This is a genomic window from Radiobacillus deserti (genome assembly GCF_007301515.1).
Lineage (GTDB): Bacteria > Bacillota > Bacilli > Bacillales > Amphibacillaceae > Radiobacillus > Radiobacillus deserti.
The window spans coordinates 2,899,874-2,916,445 of record NZ_CP041666.1; the positions used below are offsets into that span (position 1 = coordinate 2,899,874).

Genomic DNA, 16,572 nt, shown 5'->3' on the forward strand with positions numbered 1-16,572 from the left:
GTCTATAACTTTACAATGAACACAATAGAATGGTTTACAAACGAGAATAATAGTGGGGAGTATGGAAATGAAGTTAAATCAAGCTTATAAATGGTTAGGCATATCGGAGGACGCAACCGAGCAAGAAATCGAGTATCAGTTTGAAAAATGGATAAAAAAACATAATGCAATCATAAATGGGCAAGCGAACAATGATGAATTTGACATGGAATCAATTACCCGTGCCTACGAAACTATTAAACGTCACCAACAGTACAAACCCGAACCTACCAAAGGGTCTGAGAGCATAAAAAAGAAACTGTCGCATTTCTTTTATTACTACAAGCTTCATTCGATCGCTGTTCTTCTGTTCCTTTTAATCCTTTTTTGGGGCATTCAAGCCGTTATCGACCATCAGGAGAACCAAAAAAAGTTGGCAAGTCTTCCCCGTATTCATGTAGAGGTGATGTTTTTCGGGTCTTTTATCCCTTCAAGCTTAACTACGGAAAAGGATGTGGAAACAACACTAGAGGAAAACATTTTAGAAAGGTTTCCTAGTTGGAAGCGGGTTAATGCCATCTATAGTTACTCTCCACTAAAAGTAACTACTCAAAGTGATATCGGCATCCAGCAAAAAAGTGCTGTACAATTAGCAACAGAAAAACCTGACATGTATATCATGGACTTGAAATATTTTGAAGCATATGTTTCTTCGGGAATGTTCTATCCCCTTGATAAAATAAGTTCCGTTTCACTAGCAGAAAAAAGAAAATTACATTTTTCCCAAACCCAAACAACAGACACAGAGCATCTATACGGGGTTGAACTAACCGATACGTCCCTTTTTACAGGAATTCCTTTTCAAGAAAATACGAAACTAATTGCCGCCATTCGAAAAGATGCGAAAAATGTAAATCAAGCATTAGACCTAATAATGGAGTTCTCTGATTAGGAGAAATAACTTGTACCTGTAGGAGTATCTACAAAAGATGCCCAGAAAGCTCCTCACGATTTATAACAAAAGGACAGATGGTATCTAAACATACCTTCTGTCCTCTTTCTATCTTACGCGCTTTATACTTAATTCACGCTCTTCTTCTTAATCTTAATTGAAAGGTTTCGCTTCTCAATTTCTTCCTCTAATAGCGCGATAAAATCATCCTCCAGCGCTAATTCTAATGCACTATAGTAAGCTTCAATTAATTGTTTATCAGAAATATTTAACACTTTTCTTTTACCCCTTTTTCACTGATCTAGACCATATTGAAACAGTGTTTTCATGGTGTAAAGGTCTATCCTTCATGTTTGTATTTAAATCGCACCTTGCGTTATTTTAACAATAAAATGGCTTTTGATAGGCAAGCTTGGTAAAATGCTTCCCTACACCTTAAAGCGCCTGTTTCAACCAAATGAAGTTGTCTCGAATGTGATCAGAGGTCATTCCTCGACTCGTTAATAAACGATTTAACCACTCGGTGTAGTCCAAGAAGACTTTTAGGTTGTCCACTTTTTAAGCCGTTAGAAGCGTTTCTAGATAATACTGATTATCCTCCCGATAAAAGATCGGGATATGTCTCAAAGGTAGAATGAACGACATATACGTTCTTTCATTTCTATTTCTATTCATCTAATGGCAGAACAACAACGAAAGTGGAACCTTGATCTGGTTCACTAAACACATCAATAAGACCACCATGATTCTCGATGATTTTTAAGGATAAAGCTAGACCAATTCCAGTACCTTTCCGTTTAGTTGTATAGAATGGGGTGAAAATTCTTTTTACCGTGTCCCGGTCCATCCCAATACCATTGTCACGTACTGAAATCTCAATTGTTTTTTCCGTAAGCTCGGTACGGATGACAACATTTCCATTGTCTTTATTCGCACTAACTTTTATGGATTCCATTGCGTTCTGAATTAGATTTAAAAGAACTTGCTTTATTTGTTTTCGGTCTATGTTCATTACCGGCAAGATTTGCTCTTTCATATATTTAATCTCAGTATTCACACTATATGCTGCAGCTTCGGACTTCTCTACCACATCCATAAGAAGCTTTTGGATATTTACTTGCTCTTTTTGCGGCAAGGAAATATTCGTGGCATCTAGGAATTGATAAATTAAATTATTCGCATGATCAATTTCATCAAGTGCAATATCCGCATAATGATCCTTACCTAATTCCACAAGATACGGTTTTAACAATTGAAGAAAGCCTCTCACACTTATTAGTGGCTTCTTCAAATCTTCCGCGATACTGGAAGCTATTTTTCCAATATTAGAAAGGTTATCGTGATGAATCACAACCTGTTGCATATTGCGGATTGTCATTTCTAATTGTTCTTGTTTCTCTTGAAGACTTAAATCATCGTTTTCCAGTTGTTTTTCAAGCTTATGAATGATGGACCGAATTGCTTGAATGCTCTCTTGCTTTTCCACACAAAAAACAAACAATCTTTCTTGATTCTCCCATTGTGTATAAACATCAAAAAGTAATAACGACTGGTGTTTTGTAATTAAGTTGAGCTCCACTTTGTTCCTCGATACCACAGGATTCATAAAACGCTCTGCCTTTTTACGGCTACTTAGATCGACTAAGTCTAAAAAGCTATGAACAGTTGGGAATTGCTCCATCGATTTTTCAGAAACTTCCAGTATCTGAAATTCTTCATCGATAACAAAAAAAGGGAATGGGATAAATTTAATCGTTTTATGAGCTAACTGCATGTATGTTAGTACACAACTTATTTTCTTGAATCAAAGATTCAAGCCTATATAGATCTTTCACAATCGTAACACGTTCAGGACAATAGCTTTCCAAGGAATACAAAGTTGTGATTCTCCCTCCTACTAAAATTTCCGGGTTGTAGTCCAATTGACTTAACTCATTTAGGTACTCAATTAATACGGAGAGATTATAAATGGTGGATCATGACACACCAATAACATCCGGTCTCCATTTTTCAGCATAGATAATTGCGGCATGTATGGGTAAATTAGCCCCCAAGAACCGGGTATCCCAGCCATTTTTTTAAATACATTGGATACCATCTTCATCCTAAGGGAGTACTCTCTTCCCCTTCCACACAAAACAACATGACTTTCCCTGGTTATCGGATAAGGAATCATTTTGACATTCCATTTCAATCCGCGCCATCAAAAGACTGCACAAATTTGAGGCCACATGCTCATCTGCACCGTCAATTCGTTCATTTCCCAAAGCTCTCCGACGAGAAGCATTACCTTTGCAAGGACATCTTCAGAATAGGAGATGCTGTTCTTGTCCATATCCAATTGGGAAATCAAATTCCAAGAACTAGCCTCATCCCCTTTTACCATAAAATCTACTAATCTTTTTACCTTGATGTCCGCCATTCCCATTTACACTGACCTTTTATGAACAAAAAAGGATAGAAAGAATGTCATTCTACCCTTTTTATCTATATGCCGATTTCTTGAATGTCACTCAGACATTATATCCAAAAAAACATTATTGGACAAGGAAAACAGGCAGAATCCGAGATGTGAAAAACGTCTAGTTTTTTCACATTTTAGGTGTAATGGTAAAAAAATATTGGAAGTATGTCAAACAATAGGGTTTCTTTGCTATTTCTCTCTGGAATTGTCAAACGATTTTTCTAGTTCTATTACAGTTTTTCGTCATAGAACGATTGACGGACGTCACATTTCATAGATTTTTCATGTTTCTTCTATACCTTATATTATTTAGCATTTGAAAATTTGAGAATACTGGCTTAACTACTTGAATTATTGCTAGAGAAAATTAATTTTTCATTACATGCCTTCGCTCTATTTTTCTATTACCCTATCTTTACCGCGGAATTACATATAAAGGCGCCTTTATAGAAAGAGGCTATTATGAGAGAAATAGAGTTTAGGCACGTTTTAGAAGACTATGAAAATATGGTGTATTACTTAATTCATAAGCTAGGAATCCGCGATACGGACGGAGAATTCTATCAAGAGGGTATCATCGCTTTGTGGAAGGCTAGTCAATCCTATAATCCAAAACGTGGGAAATTCTCTAGTTACGCGTACTTTTTAATCGAAAAAGCTTTAATCGGATTAATGAAGCAACAGCATAGAAAAATGGAAAAGGAACAATACTTTAAAGCGATTATGAAAGGAGATTCACTAGTAAAGGAAGTAGAGCTCGAATTTGATCCATACTTAATCAGAGAAATAAGAAGATCATTAACCCCGGTACAATGGAACTGGTTTTACTTGCATATCCTCCAAGATAAATCCATAAAAGAAATTGCCTGTGAACAAAACGTCAGCATAGATGCTGTAAAAAACTGGGGCAGACGTGCAAAGCCTAAATTGAAAAAGCTGTTTAGTTAGAAAAGAGTGTGGGACAAAAGTATAATACTAGCAAATGCCGAACCTTTATTTTTAAAACAATTACGAATAAAGGTTCGACTTTTGTTCCTACATATTGGATGACTGCTAGTCCAACGCTGCGCGGAAAGCGGAGTTGCATTCATTCTAGATTTCCCAGCTTCCTCATACTAACTTTGTTTCCCCCTTATAAACTATCGTTCCTATCGATTTTTCTTCACATATTTTACGCATAGCCCCAATCTCATCAAAGTCAAATAGATGAACAGGAAGCTCGTAGTCTCTTGCTAGGAGTAAGGCGGACTGGTCCATGACTTTTATGTTTTGGGTTACGATATCGTTATAGTTAAGTTTTTCATATTTTTTAGCACTAGGATCTTTTTTTGGATCCATAGTATATACTCCGTCAACCCCTTGCTTTGCAACGAAGATTGCATCACAGTTCATTTCGACTGCTCGTTGCACACTCGGATAATCCGTCGTGACAAAGGGTTGGCCATTTCCACCACCAAAGATCACAATATACCCTTTTTCCAAGTGATGCATCGCTCGTAATCGAATGTATGGTTCTGCGACAGCTGTAACCGGAATGGAAGTCATAACTCGAACGTCGCGATCTGTTTTGCTTTTTAACACCCCACGAAGCATCAAACTATTAATAATGGTTCCCATCGTGCCGATATTGTCTGCTTCGACACGATCAATTCCCCATTCCACCGCTAGATTCCCGCGAAAGATATTCCCTCCTCCAACAACGATAGAAATTTCTATCCCTTTATCCACAAGCTCAATCACCTCTTGTGCAATATGTTCGAGTTTTTCATGAGAAAAACTATCTGTCTCATCACCTAAAGCCCCACCACTTAATTTCAACATAACCCGTTTGTACATAAAATGGCCTCCCTTTTCTATTAAAAGCATAAAAAAAGAACTAAAGGATAGAATCCTTTAGTTCTAACAAAAGAAAGAAGGAGCTTGAATCGTTTCAACACCCTTTGCAAGCATCCTTCTTCCTCCTCGCTTTATAGTCTTATGCTATTTTAAAAGCTGGTTAGAGAAAAAGCAAGCGCTATTTTTCTAAAACAAACCCTAATTCTTGTAATGCTAATTCAACACTAGGCTTTGTCATTACCCTTGAGAAGCCTTCATGAAAAAATGTTGGAGATAAAGCCATGTCAGGTCTAATTCCAGTCAAAACAGGAGTAACACCCATTAATAGGAACGAATCTAGAATGGTACGAAGCCGTACAAAAAGTCCTTTTTCCACATTACTGATACCAGATAGATCAAGGAGAAAATAATCAACGTTATGCTCAAAACAATATTGGAGAATCTTGTTGGTGAGAGAATCAATTCGGTGTTCATCGAAAATTCCAATAAGAGGCAGTACTACAATGCCATTAAAAATGGGTACAACTGGCGTGGATAACAATTCAATTCGTTCATTCGCTTGATCCAAGCTTATGAGATAGCTTAATAGTCCTGCAATATGTTTAAATAGAGAAATCTCTTGATCTCCTAAATCTTTCACGACGGTATCTACTAAACATAATGTCCCAAAAGGGTTACCTTCTCGGTCAAATAGTCCGGCACCTACAAACGTTTTCAAACCAAGCTTTTTTCCAATTTCGATATGCATTGTTCTTTCATCAGAGGTTAAATCTAAAGAAGTAAATTCCATATCTCCGTCTTCCATGACGAACTGACCATAAGATTCCTTGTATGGAACAAGCATCCCTTTTTGAACAATATCTTCCCGTAAATTATAAGCATCTAGTACATTCATTTGATTCGGCTCTCTCTGCGCAAGATACACAGTATTCACATCGAATACTTCTGCGATACTTTTAAGAAGAGAAGATGAGACTTGCTGAAGAGAAGTAAAGGAAGTAAGGGTTTGAAGTACATTCTTTTCTTTTGACATGTTTAACCTCCCGACTCCCTATACACGCACTATAGGAATAATATTTTTTCTATATCAAGGGTAACAAAGGAAAGAAGGAAAGACAATGAATGAATACTAGAGACAATAAGAAAGAATGCACGGCTCGGTTGTAAGACAGATGACAAGACTCTAACCTATGGCTCATGCGAGGTAAGCGTGCAGTCTATCAACCTAAAAACAAACTTACATTTTTTTACTATATCACCTAGATTTCTGTGAGTTTTTGTAGTATGATATGGAAGAATTAGTAATTTACATTTATATCCATAAAAGGAATTTAAATTGAAATTATTTCACCTCTTATTCATTCTTCAGCACGATTTAGAAAATTCCACCGTTCCGTGCAATCCATCCCTTCATTCCGAATAAGATTTCTTAGCTCTGTTTGTTTTTAAAATTTCATATAAAAGGAGAAATGATGATGGACAATATTTTGTCTAATTATGAAATTACAGAAATGACCATGGCCCTAGTCCCAAAATTCCACACGGAGTATCGAACACTCGCCATCGAAACAGGTGGAAAAATGATTTACATTGAGAAAACTCCGCTTGAGCTCATTGAGCATGCTTGTATTCAGGGTTGGTCCACCCTTACTGGCAGACGAAAGGCTATACTAAAACGAACTGGTTTCAGTCATAAGGTTCCAATATTACTCGACGAAGCTAAAGAAATCATCACCTTCCCAAGTAAATCCCCAAAATCGGATAAATGTTCATGGATTTTTTATCATCACGTCTCATTTGTTCAGAAGATTTCCAAACAGAGAAACAACAAGGAATACTTGACTACTATTGTCTTTAAGGATGGACAAACTCTCGAAATGAAAGAGTCTTCCTACATATTGGAAAGACAACTATTTCGATCCTATAAGTTTACAAAGATGCTTGTACAATAACGAGATAGGAGCTCCACTGAAGGGAGCTCCTTACACGCAACAGGCGGAAGGCTTTCCTTGTAAAACCTTTCCTACTTCATTTGCCACTAAGATGGATGTTCGAAGCTGGGATTCTTCCGTTAATCCTGCAATATGAGGGGTTATCCTAATATTTGGCTGATGTAGTAATGGATTCCTCTCCTGAACTGGTTCTTGTTCTAAAACGTCTACATATGCGCCTGCGATTTGTTGAGTTTTGACAACGTCTAATAAAGCCATTTCGTCTACAATTCCACCACGTGACGTATTAATTAGATAAGCACTTTTCTTCATTTTATGTAGCTGCTCGCTAGACATAAAATGTTTCGTCTTTTGGGTAAGAGGTATATGAATCGATACGAAATCTGACTCTTCCAATACTTGATCTAAGCTAGCAATCGCTACACCAAGCTCGGTTGAAAAATCATACGTGGATGCCGAGGGAGAATACCCTAGCGTTCTCATACCAAAGGTATTCGCACGAACTGCAACCCGCTTAGAAATTTCGCCAAGGCCGATTAATCCTACCGTTTTCCCCGCAAGCTCACTACCGGTAAAGCGTTTACGATTCCACTGTGCTAGTTGAACATCTTCATTTGCCTCGTGCAGCCTTCTCGAAGCATCAAACATAGCCGCAAACACGTACTCCGCTACCGAATTTGCATTGGCATTTTTCGCGTAGACAATCGTAGCATCATGATTTTTTACCGCTTCTACATCAATGTTATCTAGTCCTACTCCAAGTCTTCCAATCACTTTAAGGTGTGGAGCGTATTTCAGTAACGTGGTATCTACTTTCGTTTGATTTCTTATAATTAATGCATCCACACGTTCAAGCTGTTCCAGCATGGAATCATAGTTGTTCCAAAGATCAGGATCATAGCGTACCGTTCCGTATGACTCCAGTATCTGGATGCCGTCTGGCCAAATGAATTCAGTGATAAGGATGTTCATGATTTGACCTCCTTTTAACGCAGTGTTTAAGAATAGGATAGAATGAATCGTTTCCTTATAGTATCAGGGATTGCATCCCATAAGTATCCAAACTCCGCAACGTAAATCATTGCTTGTTCTTCACTACCAAACCTATACGCCGTTGGTATTTTATTTGGAAGTTTCTTTTTCTTTGTAAGGTAGTCCAAAACATAAGGATTCACTTTTTTTGCAATTGAGAGTAACTCATCTATTTTTTGTCGGTCACTACGCATCAAAATTTCCACCAAAACAAGATTATATGCGCCTTCCATTGTTTCTTCTTCCTCATACTTTAAAATTAAGTTTTTTGCTTCTAATGATTCACCATTAACGATTAATGCTTGGAACAGCACATACCTTACCCCTTGATTATCCATCTCGTTCATAGACAGGATTTCCCACCAATTTGCCACCGCTTCTTTAACTCGTCCAAGACTAAAAAGTACCTGTCCGTAGTTAAACTTAGCACGTAAAAAGGGTCGTGCTTCAAAATGGAGCCACATATCCTTAAGGTTTTCTGCATTTTTAAAGAATGCTTCCCCGAGTGCTCTCTTTCCCGCTTCGATTCCCTGCTCATAGTAGTAGAGTGCCTTGTGAGGATCTGTCTGAGAATCACCCAGCATAGTGTATGCATCTGCAAAGTCTTCATCAAGTTCTAATGCTTGTTTAATAAGTTTCAATTGTTGTTTGGGAGAGGCGCCATACGCTTGCATGATAAGGTCAGCAGCTGTTTGTTTTAATTCTTTCTTGTTCTTCTTTTTAGAGTGAATTTGTTTTTCAGCTTGCTCCGCAGGTGATATGTCTTTCCCCTCTAGCATTGCGTTCTCCCCATCAACTGACTCTCCCGCTAAAAAAGCAGGAATTTCCTCTCGAAGAACATTGTCCCATTTATCAAGTGCACGTACCATTGCATGAACACTTACACCGTATTTTTCAGCAATCTCTTTCTGGGTAACATATTCATCGTGTATAAGAACCATGAAGTAATGAAGCATAGAAGCATATACTTCCACTTTTCGAATGATAGGCTTCTCCTTTTCACAAAAAATGCTCCATAGAACAATCACATTTTCTATAAATTGCTCATTCCCAGAGATAAGCCCTACATTTTTTTGTAGAAACAATTCCATAACTTCTTGGTAAGATGGCTTGTCCCATTCAATAAAGTCGGTCAAGGATTGCTTAGTACCTACAACTAACTCCATAAGTAAATCGGGATATAATTCTCTTACAAATTCTGTACTATCTTTTTTATCACTCTTTTTAAACAGCTCATGAAGTAAGGAAATAATAGATTGGGATTCATTATCATCTGTAATTTCCACGTAGAACGGAAAATAAGATTCAAAGGTACCGAACGGAAGAAGGTGCCCTATCAGAAGGCTGCCAACATTGAGTATTTCATCTCCTTCTTCCCAAATAATCTTTGATTGTTTAGAGGAAAACACATCTTCTATTTCTATCCATTCCCCTATTTTGATGGATACCACGGAAGCAAAACTAGGAGCAGTATTCTTCCATTGTTCTAGTAGTGCTAATACGGAACTCCGGTGTGAAGCCCGACTCTTCTTTTCTTCGACAAATTCTTCAACCATTGTTTTCCCTGATGTAACAGTCACAGAAAAAATCACCCAGGAAACAATGATTAAAGTTAAAAAATCTAACGTTTCCTCGTCAATATCTTGATTAGCAAAATACCCATCCAACACCTGTTCTACTTCATAATAATTGGAACTCCAGTTATACAACTCTTCTTTAAGTTGTTCCAATTCCTTTTCCATCAAAGAGTCCAATGGTATTACCTTATTCATACAACACTTCTTATACTTTTTACCACTACTACAAGGACAAGAATCATTTCGACCTACTTGGGTCACTACTTTGGTCCCCTTTCAATTCGGATTAGTATTTTTATCATAATAGGAAGTTAGAATATTTGTCTATAAGCGTTAGATGAATTCTCCATCCTTTAATGAAAAGGATATAGTTCCTCTATAAAAAATGTACACCAATAAGGTGTACATTTGCATGCAATGAGTGTCTCAATTCAATTCATAATAATCCACATACCATTCCGCAAACTTCTGTAACCCATCTTCAATGGAAGTTTTCGGCTTAAACCCAACCGCTTTCTGTAACTCATCTGTAGATGCATACGTCGCTGGCACATCACCAGGTTTTATCGGTTCAAACACTTTCTCAAAGGTCACGGCTTTACCGAGTGCATGACTTAAAGCTTTTTCTAATGCTTCAATAAATTCCATTAGTTTCACAGGTGTGTTATTACCAATGTTAAATACTTTATGTTGTACCTCACCAGTTGGCGTGTGAAGTAACAGTCGTTCTATCCCTTCCACAATGTCCTCGATATAGGTAAAGTCACGATAAAGGTCGTTCTCGAAATCGCCATTGTTATATATTTGAATTGGTTCACCAGCAAAATACTTATCGGTAAATCCGAAGTAAGCCATATCTGGTCGCCCCATCGGACCATAGACAGTGAAAAACCGGAGGCCTGTAGCTGGAATCTTATAAAGGTGACTATACGTATGTGCCATTAATTCATTTGATTTTTTGGTAGATGCATAAAGAGAGACAGGATGATCTACAAAATCCGTCTCTTCAAACGGCACTTTTTCATTCGATCCATATACAGAGCTCGAGGATGCGTACACTAGATGATCTACAGGATAATGTCTACATGCTTCTAGAATATGATAAAAGCCAATGATATTACTTTGTATATAGGCGTCCGGGTTTTCGATGGAATAACGAACACCTGCCTGAGCTGCTAAGTTGGCCACAATATTAGGCTTATATGCTTCAAACACATCCATGACTGCACTTTTGTCGGATATATCTTTCTGGATAAAAATAAACGAAGGATAGGATTCCAGCTGATGTAAACGACTATACTTTAGAGTAACATCATAATAATTGTTTAGGTTATCTACCCCAACTACGCGATATCCTTGTTCTAATAACCGCTTAGATAAATAGAATCCTATAAATCCCGCCGCTCCAGTTACTAAATACGTTTTACTTGTATCAAGTGTTTTGTAATTCAAGCGTCTTCGTCTCCTTAAGCCCTTCTCTAATCGTAGGCTTTCTTCCAATAGAGTGATATTCCACTCCCGCTTCCTGCATATCTTTGATCGAATAGATATTTCTTCCATCATATACTAATGGAGTTTTCATCAGCTGCATATACCTTTCAGGCGTCACCGCTTTTATTTCTCCCCATTCTGTAAAAATAAAACAGACGTTAGCCCCATCTAATGCCTGCTCTATGTCGGAAACATATATAATCGTTCCTTTCCGATTCTTACCTTCTGGAAAAACCTTTGAAAAGTTCTCTGCTCCGACAGGGTCATAGGCAAAAATTTCCGCACCTTGATCTAATAATAATGGCACATTTTCGAGGGAGGCTGATTCCCTTAAATCATCCGTTCCTGGTTTAAAAGTCAACCCAAGCACTGCTACTTTAAGCCCGTGGAATGTGATTAGTCGGCTACTAGCTTTTTTATAAAGCAATGTCTTTTGTTCTTTATTGACATCAATAGCAGCTTTCACTGTTTTGAGCTCATAGCCATGTTGTCGAGCCATATAGTCCAATGCTTTGGTGTCCTTCGGAAAGCATGAGCCACCAAAGCCGATACCCGCATTTAAAAACTTACTTCCAATTCGTTCGTCATAGCTCATCCCTTTCGCTACGTCTTGTATATCTGCACCGACCAACTCACAAAGATTAGCTATATCGTTCATATACGAAATTTTCAGGGCAAGAAAATCGTTGGAGGCATACTTAATCATTTCTGCTGATCTCCTATTGACAGAAACAATCGGTAAGTGGAAGGGCTCATAAATTTGAGTCAATATTTCCTCTGCCCATTTGCTTTCTGTTCCGATAATAATTCTTTCCGCATGTAACGTATCATACACAGCAGAACCTTGAGCTAAAAACTCAGGGTTGGATGCCACTTCTATCTTAACATCATGAATTAAAAAGTCTTGAATGAACTGTTCTACTTTGTCATTTGTCCCAACTGGAACGGTAGATTTCACAACAACTAAGCAGTCTTTTTCTACAGACTCAGCAATTTGTCTAGCAACCGTTGCAATATAGGAAAGATCTGCAGACCCGTCCGGTTGTTCCGGTGTACCTACCCCTATAAAGATAGCATCAGCATCCCGATATGCAGTTCGATAATCTGTCGTATAATGAATTCTCCCAAGCTTATCATTTTTCTGCATCAACTCTTCCAGACCCGTTTCATAGATAGGGGAAACACCGGCTTTCATCGTGTTGACTTTACGTTCATCCATATCTACACACGTCACGTGATGACCGACTTCCGCAAAACAAACACCAGCCACTAACCCAACATAACCCGTTCCAGCCACAGCAATTTTGAACATGCTCAAACCTTCCTTCCTAAATCATATAAAATACATAACATACAATAGGTTTAATATCCTTTTTAGACTATTTCCTGCAGCTATTAGGGATATTATAAGGATTGTACATAAAATCATATTTAGAATACGACGTGTAAAGTGAAAAATAAAGCTTTTAGCGTAAACTGAATTCTTATTCTCATTCGTTAATTGCTTAGTAAATCCATATGCATCGGCTACACAAGTATTTGATTGTAAAGAAAAGTTATCTTATTCCCCTTCATTATTTCATAGTTTTACAAAAGGTGACATACAAAATAAAAAACTAGCTTCCAAGACAAGGAAGCTAGTTTCTTATTTGCAGGGACAATCCAAAGCTTTCACACCAAGGATTTGGAAGTATCATTCCATATAAATTCTTTTTGCTCGGTTAACAAATCCGCCACTGTCGGCAGGATATAATCCGCAAGTGGTTCAAGCTGCCTTCGATTACTCGTTCCCGATAGCACACCAATCGCTAAGCCCGCTCCAGCATTCTTAGCTAAACTCAAGTCTACTACGGTATCTCCAATAACCGCCACTTCATTTGGATGTAAATTGTAGTGTTCACAAAATGCGTGTACGACACTCGGGTGTGGCTTTTTATGAGGAAAGCGATCGGCAGTTACGACAAATTCAAAGTACTTTTTTATTTGTAAGTATTCTAGACAAATATGGGTCGTTTCATAGTCATCTGCCGTCGCAATCCCCATCGTAATTCCTTTTTCCTTCAGCTGCTCTAAAAGAAAAGACAGGTTGTCGCTAGTCGGATGAATGTCTGTCACATACTTTTTGGTGAGCTCCACCATTTTGTTTGAGACATTTGCTTTAAACTCTTCCACTGTTTCCATCATGGAAGATTGACGTTGAAGGATATGAAAAAGCGCTTCGGATACGTCTTCCATGGTTCCGCCGGCAAGAATGCCATCCCCAGCTACTTGGCTTCCGTGTAAACCGATTGAATCTGCTAATTGATGAAGGATAGTCGTTCTATCTGGATTATTACCAACCATATTCTCCAACAATTCGTGCATGGCCTTCACCCATACACTATGAAAATTCATTAATGTTCCATCTTTATCAAAGAGAATCGCCTTAATAGATGTCAATGCCTATAAACCTGCTTTCTGTAGCAAATTCCTCCAATTATGGATGGAGGGAGTTTTTGTACCTTTATAAATAGGATTAGAAAAGGCTAAAAGTTTTCCATCCTCCTGTCTCATTTGAAATCGAATCCATGCAAAATCAGAACCGGTTAAATCAAACGTTTCCATGATACGCTGATTTTCTATTAGTTTAGTAGTTTGGACTATCTCCCCATTGATGATCCATTCAATGATGACCGACCCTGGACTGTTCGAAACCGTTAAGGAAAATTCCACCCGGTCCGCTTTTACTGTCGAGCCAAGATGTACTTCTTCCCCATCGGCTAACATTTCCATGTCAATAACTGGACCTCTTGATACATAAACCTTACCTTCAGCGACAGACGTTAATATAGAATTCGCTGATAGATCCTCTGCATACACATAGGTACAAGGATCACCAATTAACGAAGGCGGGCCACCTTCCTCATAGCTTTCCTCTGGGAGAAGGTGAGAATCTGAACCACCGATTCCTGTTAGGCGATAACCGTCGTTACATAAAGTGTTCCAGAGGATTAAGGCCTGCTCTGTCGCTTGCACATTGTCAGAGAAAGTCGGATCATTCCAAATTTCAATCGTATCAACCTCAGACAAAGCTGTTTCTTCAAATGTCCAATGCCACGGGTTAAGCATAGGGTGGTTTATCGAACGAAGTCCCCCCGCCTGTTGCACATCTTGTAGGAGTCGGTTCATCCCAGCCTCGGATTCCATTCCACCGTCTTCACAGCTTGGTCGCCAATCTACCCATTGCTGGATCCCTAAGGCATTGAAGTGTCCTTTGGATGATGTAATTTCCACCCCTGGTATAACCAAAAGATCTGGGTCCTTTATACGCATTGTTGGAATGACATTGTGATCGGTCGCTACAAAGAAATCGAGTCCCATTTTTTTCGCTTGCTCCATATTTCTAAATGGTGTCATTTTTCCATCTGACTCATTGGTATGTGTATGAAAATCCCCTTTGTACCACCGCTTGCCTTTTTTAAGCCACGTATTCGGTTGATATTCCTCTAAACGAAATCCACCCTCGCTACCTATCGCCCAATTCTTTTTATCGTTTCTATTTAACGCTTGTAAAGAAAGCCTTTCGAGCGTAAAAGACAAGACAGGGGCAGATGAGTATGTCGGACAAAACATTTCCAATTTCCATTCTCCTTTTGGGATGGCCCCCGATACAGCAGAAAATGAGCTAAAGGCTGGATCTACAGCAATAATAACTTCTTTGCTCTTTTCCTCCTGTGTATAGACATATTGCCAACGAAGTTGATGGTTCGAATCCCAGAGCAGGAGGAATGCCCACGTCTTTTCTGAAAAGGAAAGAGAGATTCGCAACGCTTCTGACGTTTTATGTAAGGAAAACGCTTGTGATACGTGTGGTTGATTCACCGTGCACGTTTTTCCTTTTTCTATTATCATGTAAAACTACTCCTTTCTCTTTAAAGGAATCCTCTATACAGATTCTCCGCGTATAGAGGATATTAGTTGTCTATTATTGGACGGCATCCAACGCACTTTGTGCCGTTTTTTTCGCTTCTTGCAACGCTTTTTCAGCCGATACTCCTTCAATTTCTACTTTGTCTGCCGCTATCGAAAGTGCATCTAAAATCTTTCCACCCGTAGGGTCAACGAATGGTGGAGTAGCCGATTGCGCTTGTTCTAATGGCACAAGAATTTGTGGATTTTCTTCTGCATACGCTTTAAATTCCTCTACATCTTTCGCTGATTTACGAACGGCAATATAACCTGTGCTCATCGACCAGTCGGCTGTTTTTTCAGCACTTGTGAAGAAGGATAAGAATTCAAAAGCTGCTGCTTTTTGTTCATCAGAAGCAGAGCTAGGAATTGCCCCTAATAATGCACCTGCTGCAGGTGCTGCATCATGCCCTTCCCAGCCAGGCTGTGGTGCAGCTGACACAATACTGAAATCAAGATCCCCTTGGTCTCCACTAGATCCCGTGTAACCAAATGCTTTACCTTGCATCACTTCATCAATCGTTTTGTACCAATACTCCCAGCCTTGCCCTCCATGATTAATTCCCATTGTTTTATCCTCATGGATGGCTTTACGGAAGAATTCCCAGGCTTCCACCCATTCAGGTGAATCAATCAATACTTCTTTTCCATCCTCGCTTATTATTTGTCCACCATTACTATAAGCAGCATCAATTAAGTTTCCAGATCCCCACATTGGCATCCAGCCTTTCATCCCTTTCTCCTCTTTAATTTTTGCTGCTGCTTCACCAAGAGATTCCCATGTTTTTAAATCATCTGTCGATAAACCTAATTCTTCCATCACATCGTTACGGTAGTACAGAACTTGTGTCGTTCCATACAGCGGTAATGCATATTGTGTACCATCTACCGTTCCTTGGTTATAGAAGGATTCCACAAAATCTTCTGGCTGAAAATCCGCTTGCTTCTCGATGTAACGATCCATAGGCTCTATCGCTTGTTTACTAATTAAACTTCTCGTTGCATCATTTTCTAATAAAACAGCTGCTGGTACTTGTTTCGCAGCAATACCAGCTTGAAGCTTTTGATACGTTTCATCATAATTTCCTTGGGCTACACCTGTCACTTTCACCTTATCTTGACTGTCATTAAATTCTGTAATAAAACGCTCAATGGTCTCCGCCAACGTTCCACCTTGCCCATACCAGAATTCAATTTCCACTGGTTCATTGGAAGCTGATGTTTCTGTTTCATCCTTAGAAGTGCTAGCTTCCCCTTCTTTACTGGAACAGCCTACTACCACAAGTAATAACATGGATAACGTCACGATAATAAATCCAATTTTCTTCATTATTTCATCCT

At 38.7% G+C, this 16,572-nt stretch carries 15 protein-coding genes; 3 read left to right on the plus strand and 12 right to left on the minus strand.

The genetic code is table 11. The features are described 5' to 3' along the window. The first annotated feature begins 67 nt into the window (after positions 1-67). Positions 68-931 carry a hypothetical protein gene (locus tag FN924_RS15295; RefSeq protein ID WP_143895958.1) on the plus strand — a complete coding sequence of 288 codons (864 nt, stop codon included), beginning with the start codon at positions 68-70 and terminating at the stop codon, positions 929-931. 128 nt (positions 932-1,059) lie between these two features. On the opposite strand, the gene FN924_RS15300 is transcribed toward FN924_RS15295, so the two are convergent. The 3 genes from FN924_RS15300 to FN924_RS15310 all read right to left on the minus strand — a co-directional run bounded on the left by FN924_RS15300 (position 1,060) and on the right by FN924_RS15310 (position 3,359). Further along, the gene (locus FN924_RS15300) at positions 1,060-1,206 is read right to left on the minus strand and encodes a sporulation histidine kinase inhibitor Sda (protein ID WP_143895960.1); all 147 of its coding nucleotides are present in this window, start codon (positions 1,204-1,206) and stop codon (positions 1,060-1,062) included. Between the two features lie 392 nt (positions 1,207-1,598). Next, positions 1,599-2,705, minus strand: a complete 1,107-nt coding sequence (locus tag FN924_RS15305; protein WP_143895962.1) for a two-component system sensor histidine kinase NtrB — start codon at positions 2,703-2,705, stop codon at positions 1,599-1,601. A gap of 429 nt (positions 2,706-3,134) precedes the next feature. Further along, positions 3,135-3,359 (minus strand): hypothetical protein, encoded by a 225-nt coding sequence (locus FN924_RS15310; RefSeq protein WP_228409475.1) that lies wholly within the window; start codon positions 3,357-3,359, stop codon positions 3,135-3,137. 498 nt (positions 3,360-3,857) lie between these two features. On the opposite strand from FN924_RS15310, the gene FN924_RS15315 reads away from it, so the two are divergent. After that, positions 3,858-4,343: a sigma-70 family RNA polymerase sigma factor gene (locus FN924_RS15315; protein ID WP_143895966.1), complete on the plus strand. Its 486-nt coding sequence runs from the start codon at positions 3,858-3,860 to the stop codon at positions 4,341-4,343. Positions 4,344-4,505: 162 nt separating this feature from the next. Here FN924_RS15315 and pyrH read toward each other — a convergent pair whose 3' ends face one another. Together pyrH and FN924_RS15325 are read right to left on the minus strand one after the other, a co-directional pair. After that, the gene (gene pyrH, locus FN924_RS15320; RefSeq protein ID WP_143895968.1) at positions 4,506-5,231 is read right to left on the minus strand and encodes a UMP kinase; all 726 of its coding nucleotides are present in this window, start codon (positions 5,229-5,231) and stop codon (positions 4,506-4,508) included. 178 nt (positions 5,232-5,409) lie between these two features. Then, complete coding sequence (locus FN924_RS15325; protein WP_143895970.1) at positions 5,410-6,264, minus strand: STAS domain-containing protein; 855 nt, start codon at positions 6,262-6,264, stop codon at positions 5,410-5,412. A gap of 442 nt (positions 6,265-6,706) precedes the next feature. Between FN924_RS15325 and FN924_RS15330 the strand changes: the two genes are divergently transcribed. Then, on the plus strand, positions 6,707-7,183 hold the full coding sequence (locus FN924_RS15330; RefSeq protein ID WP_158634035.1) for a competence protein ComK: 477 nt from the start codon (positions 6,707-6,709) through the stop codon (positions 7,181-7,183). Positions 7,184-7,213: 30 nt separating this feature from the next. On the opposite strand, the gene FN924_RS15335 is transcribed toward FN924_RS15330, so the two are convergent. The 7 genes from FN924_RS15335 to FN924_RS15365 all read right to left on the minus strand — a co-directional run bounded on the left by FN924_RS15335 (position 7,214) and on the right by FN924_RS15365 (position 16,561). Further along, positions 7,214-8,155 carry a hydroxyacid dehydrogenase gene (locus FN924_RS15335; RefSeq protein ID WP_143895974.1) on the minus strand — a complete coding sequence of 314 codons (942 nt, stop codon included), beginning with the start codon at positions 8,153-8,155 and terminating at the stop codon, positions 7,214-7,216. Between the two features lie 26 nt (positions 8,156-8,181). Beyond that, the gene (locus tag FN924_RS19130) at positions 8,182-10,053 is read right to left on the minus strand and encodes a tetratricopeptide repeat protein (protein ID WP_228409476.1); all 1,872 of its coding nucleotides are present in this window, start codon (positions 10,051-10,053) and stop codon (positions 8,182-8,184) included. 165 nt (positions 10,054-10,218) lie between these two features. Then, positions 10,219-11,244, minus strand: a complete 1,026-nt coding sequence (locus tag FN924_RS15345; RefSeq protein ID WP_143895976.1) for an SDR family NAD(P)-dependent oxidoreductase — start codon at positions 11,242-11,244, stop codon at positions 10,219-10,221. After that, entirely contained in the window at positions 11,225-12,595 is a 1,371-nt protein-coding gene (locus tag FN924_RS15350; protein ID WP_143897247.1) for a UDP-glucose dehydrogenase family protein, read from the minus strand. The genes FN924_RS15345 and FN924_RS15350 overlap by 20 nt, the downstream gene beginning before the upstream one ends. A gap of 359 nt (positions 12,596-12,954) precedes the next feature. After that, positions 12,955-13,722 (minus strand): HAD family hydrolase, encoded by a 768-nt coding sequence (locus FN924_RS15355; RefSeq protein ID WP_143895977.1) that lies wholly within the window; start codon positions 13,720-13,722, stop codon positions 12,955-12,957. A gap of 3 nt (positions 13,723-13,725) precedes the next feature. After that, positions 13,726-15,174 (minus strand): CehA/McbA family metallohydrolase, encoded by a 1,449-nt coding sequence (locus FN924_RS15360; protein ID WP_143895979.1) that lies wholly within the window; start codon positions 15,172-15,174, stop codon positions 13,726-13,728. Between the two features lie 73 nt (positions 15,175-15,247). Then, the gene (locus FN924_RS15365; protein ID WP_143895981.1) at positions 15,248-16,561 is read right to left on the minus strand and encodes an ABC transporter substrate-binding protein; all 1,314 of its coding nucleotides are present in this window, start codon (positions 16,559-16,561) and stop codon (positions 15,248-15,250) included. Positions 16,562-16,572: the final 11 nt, after the last annotated feature.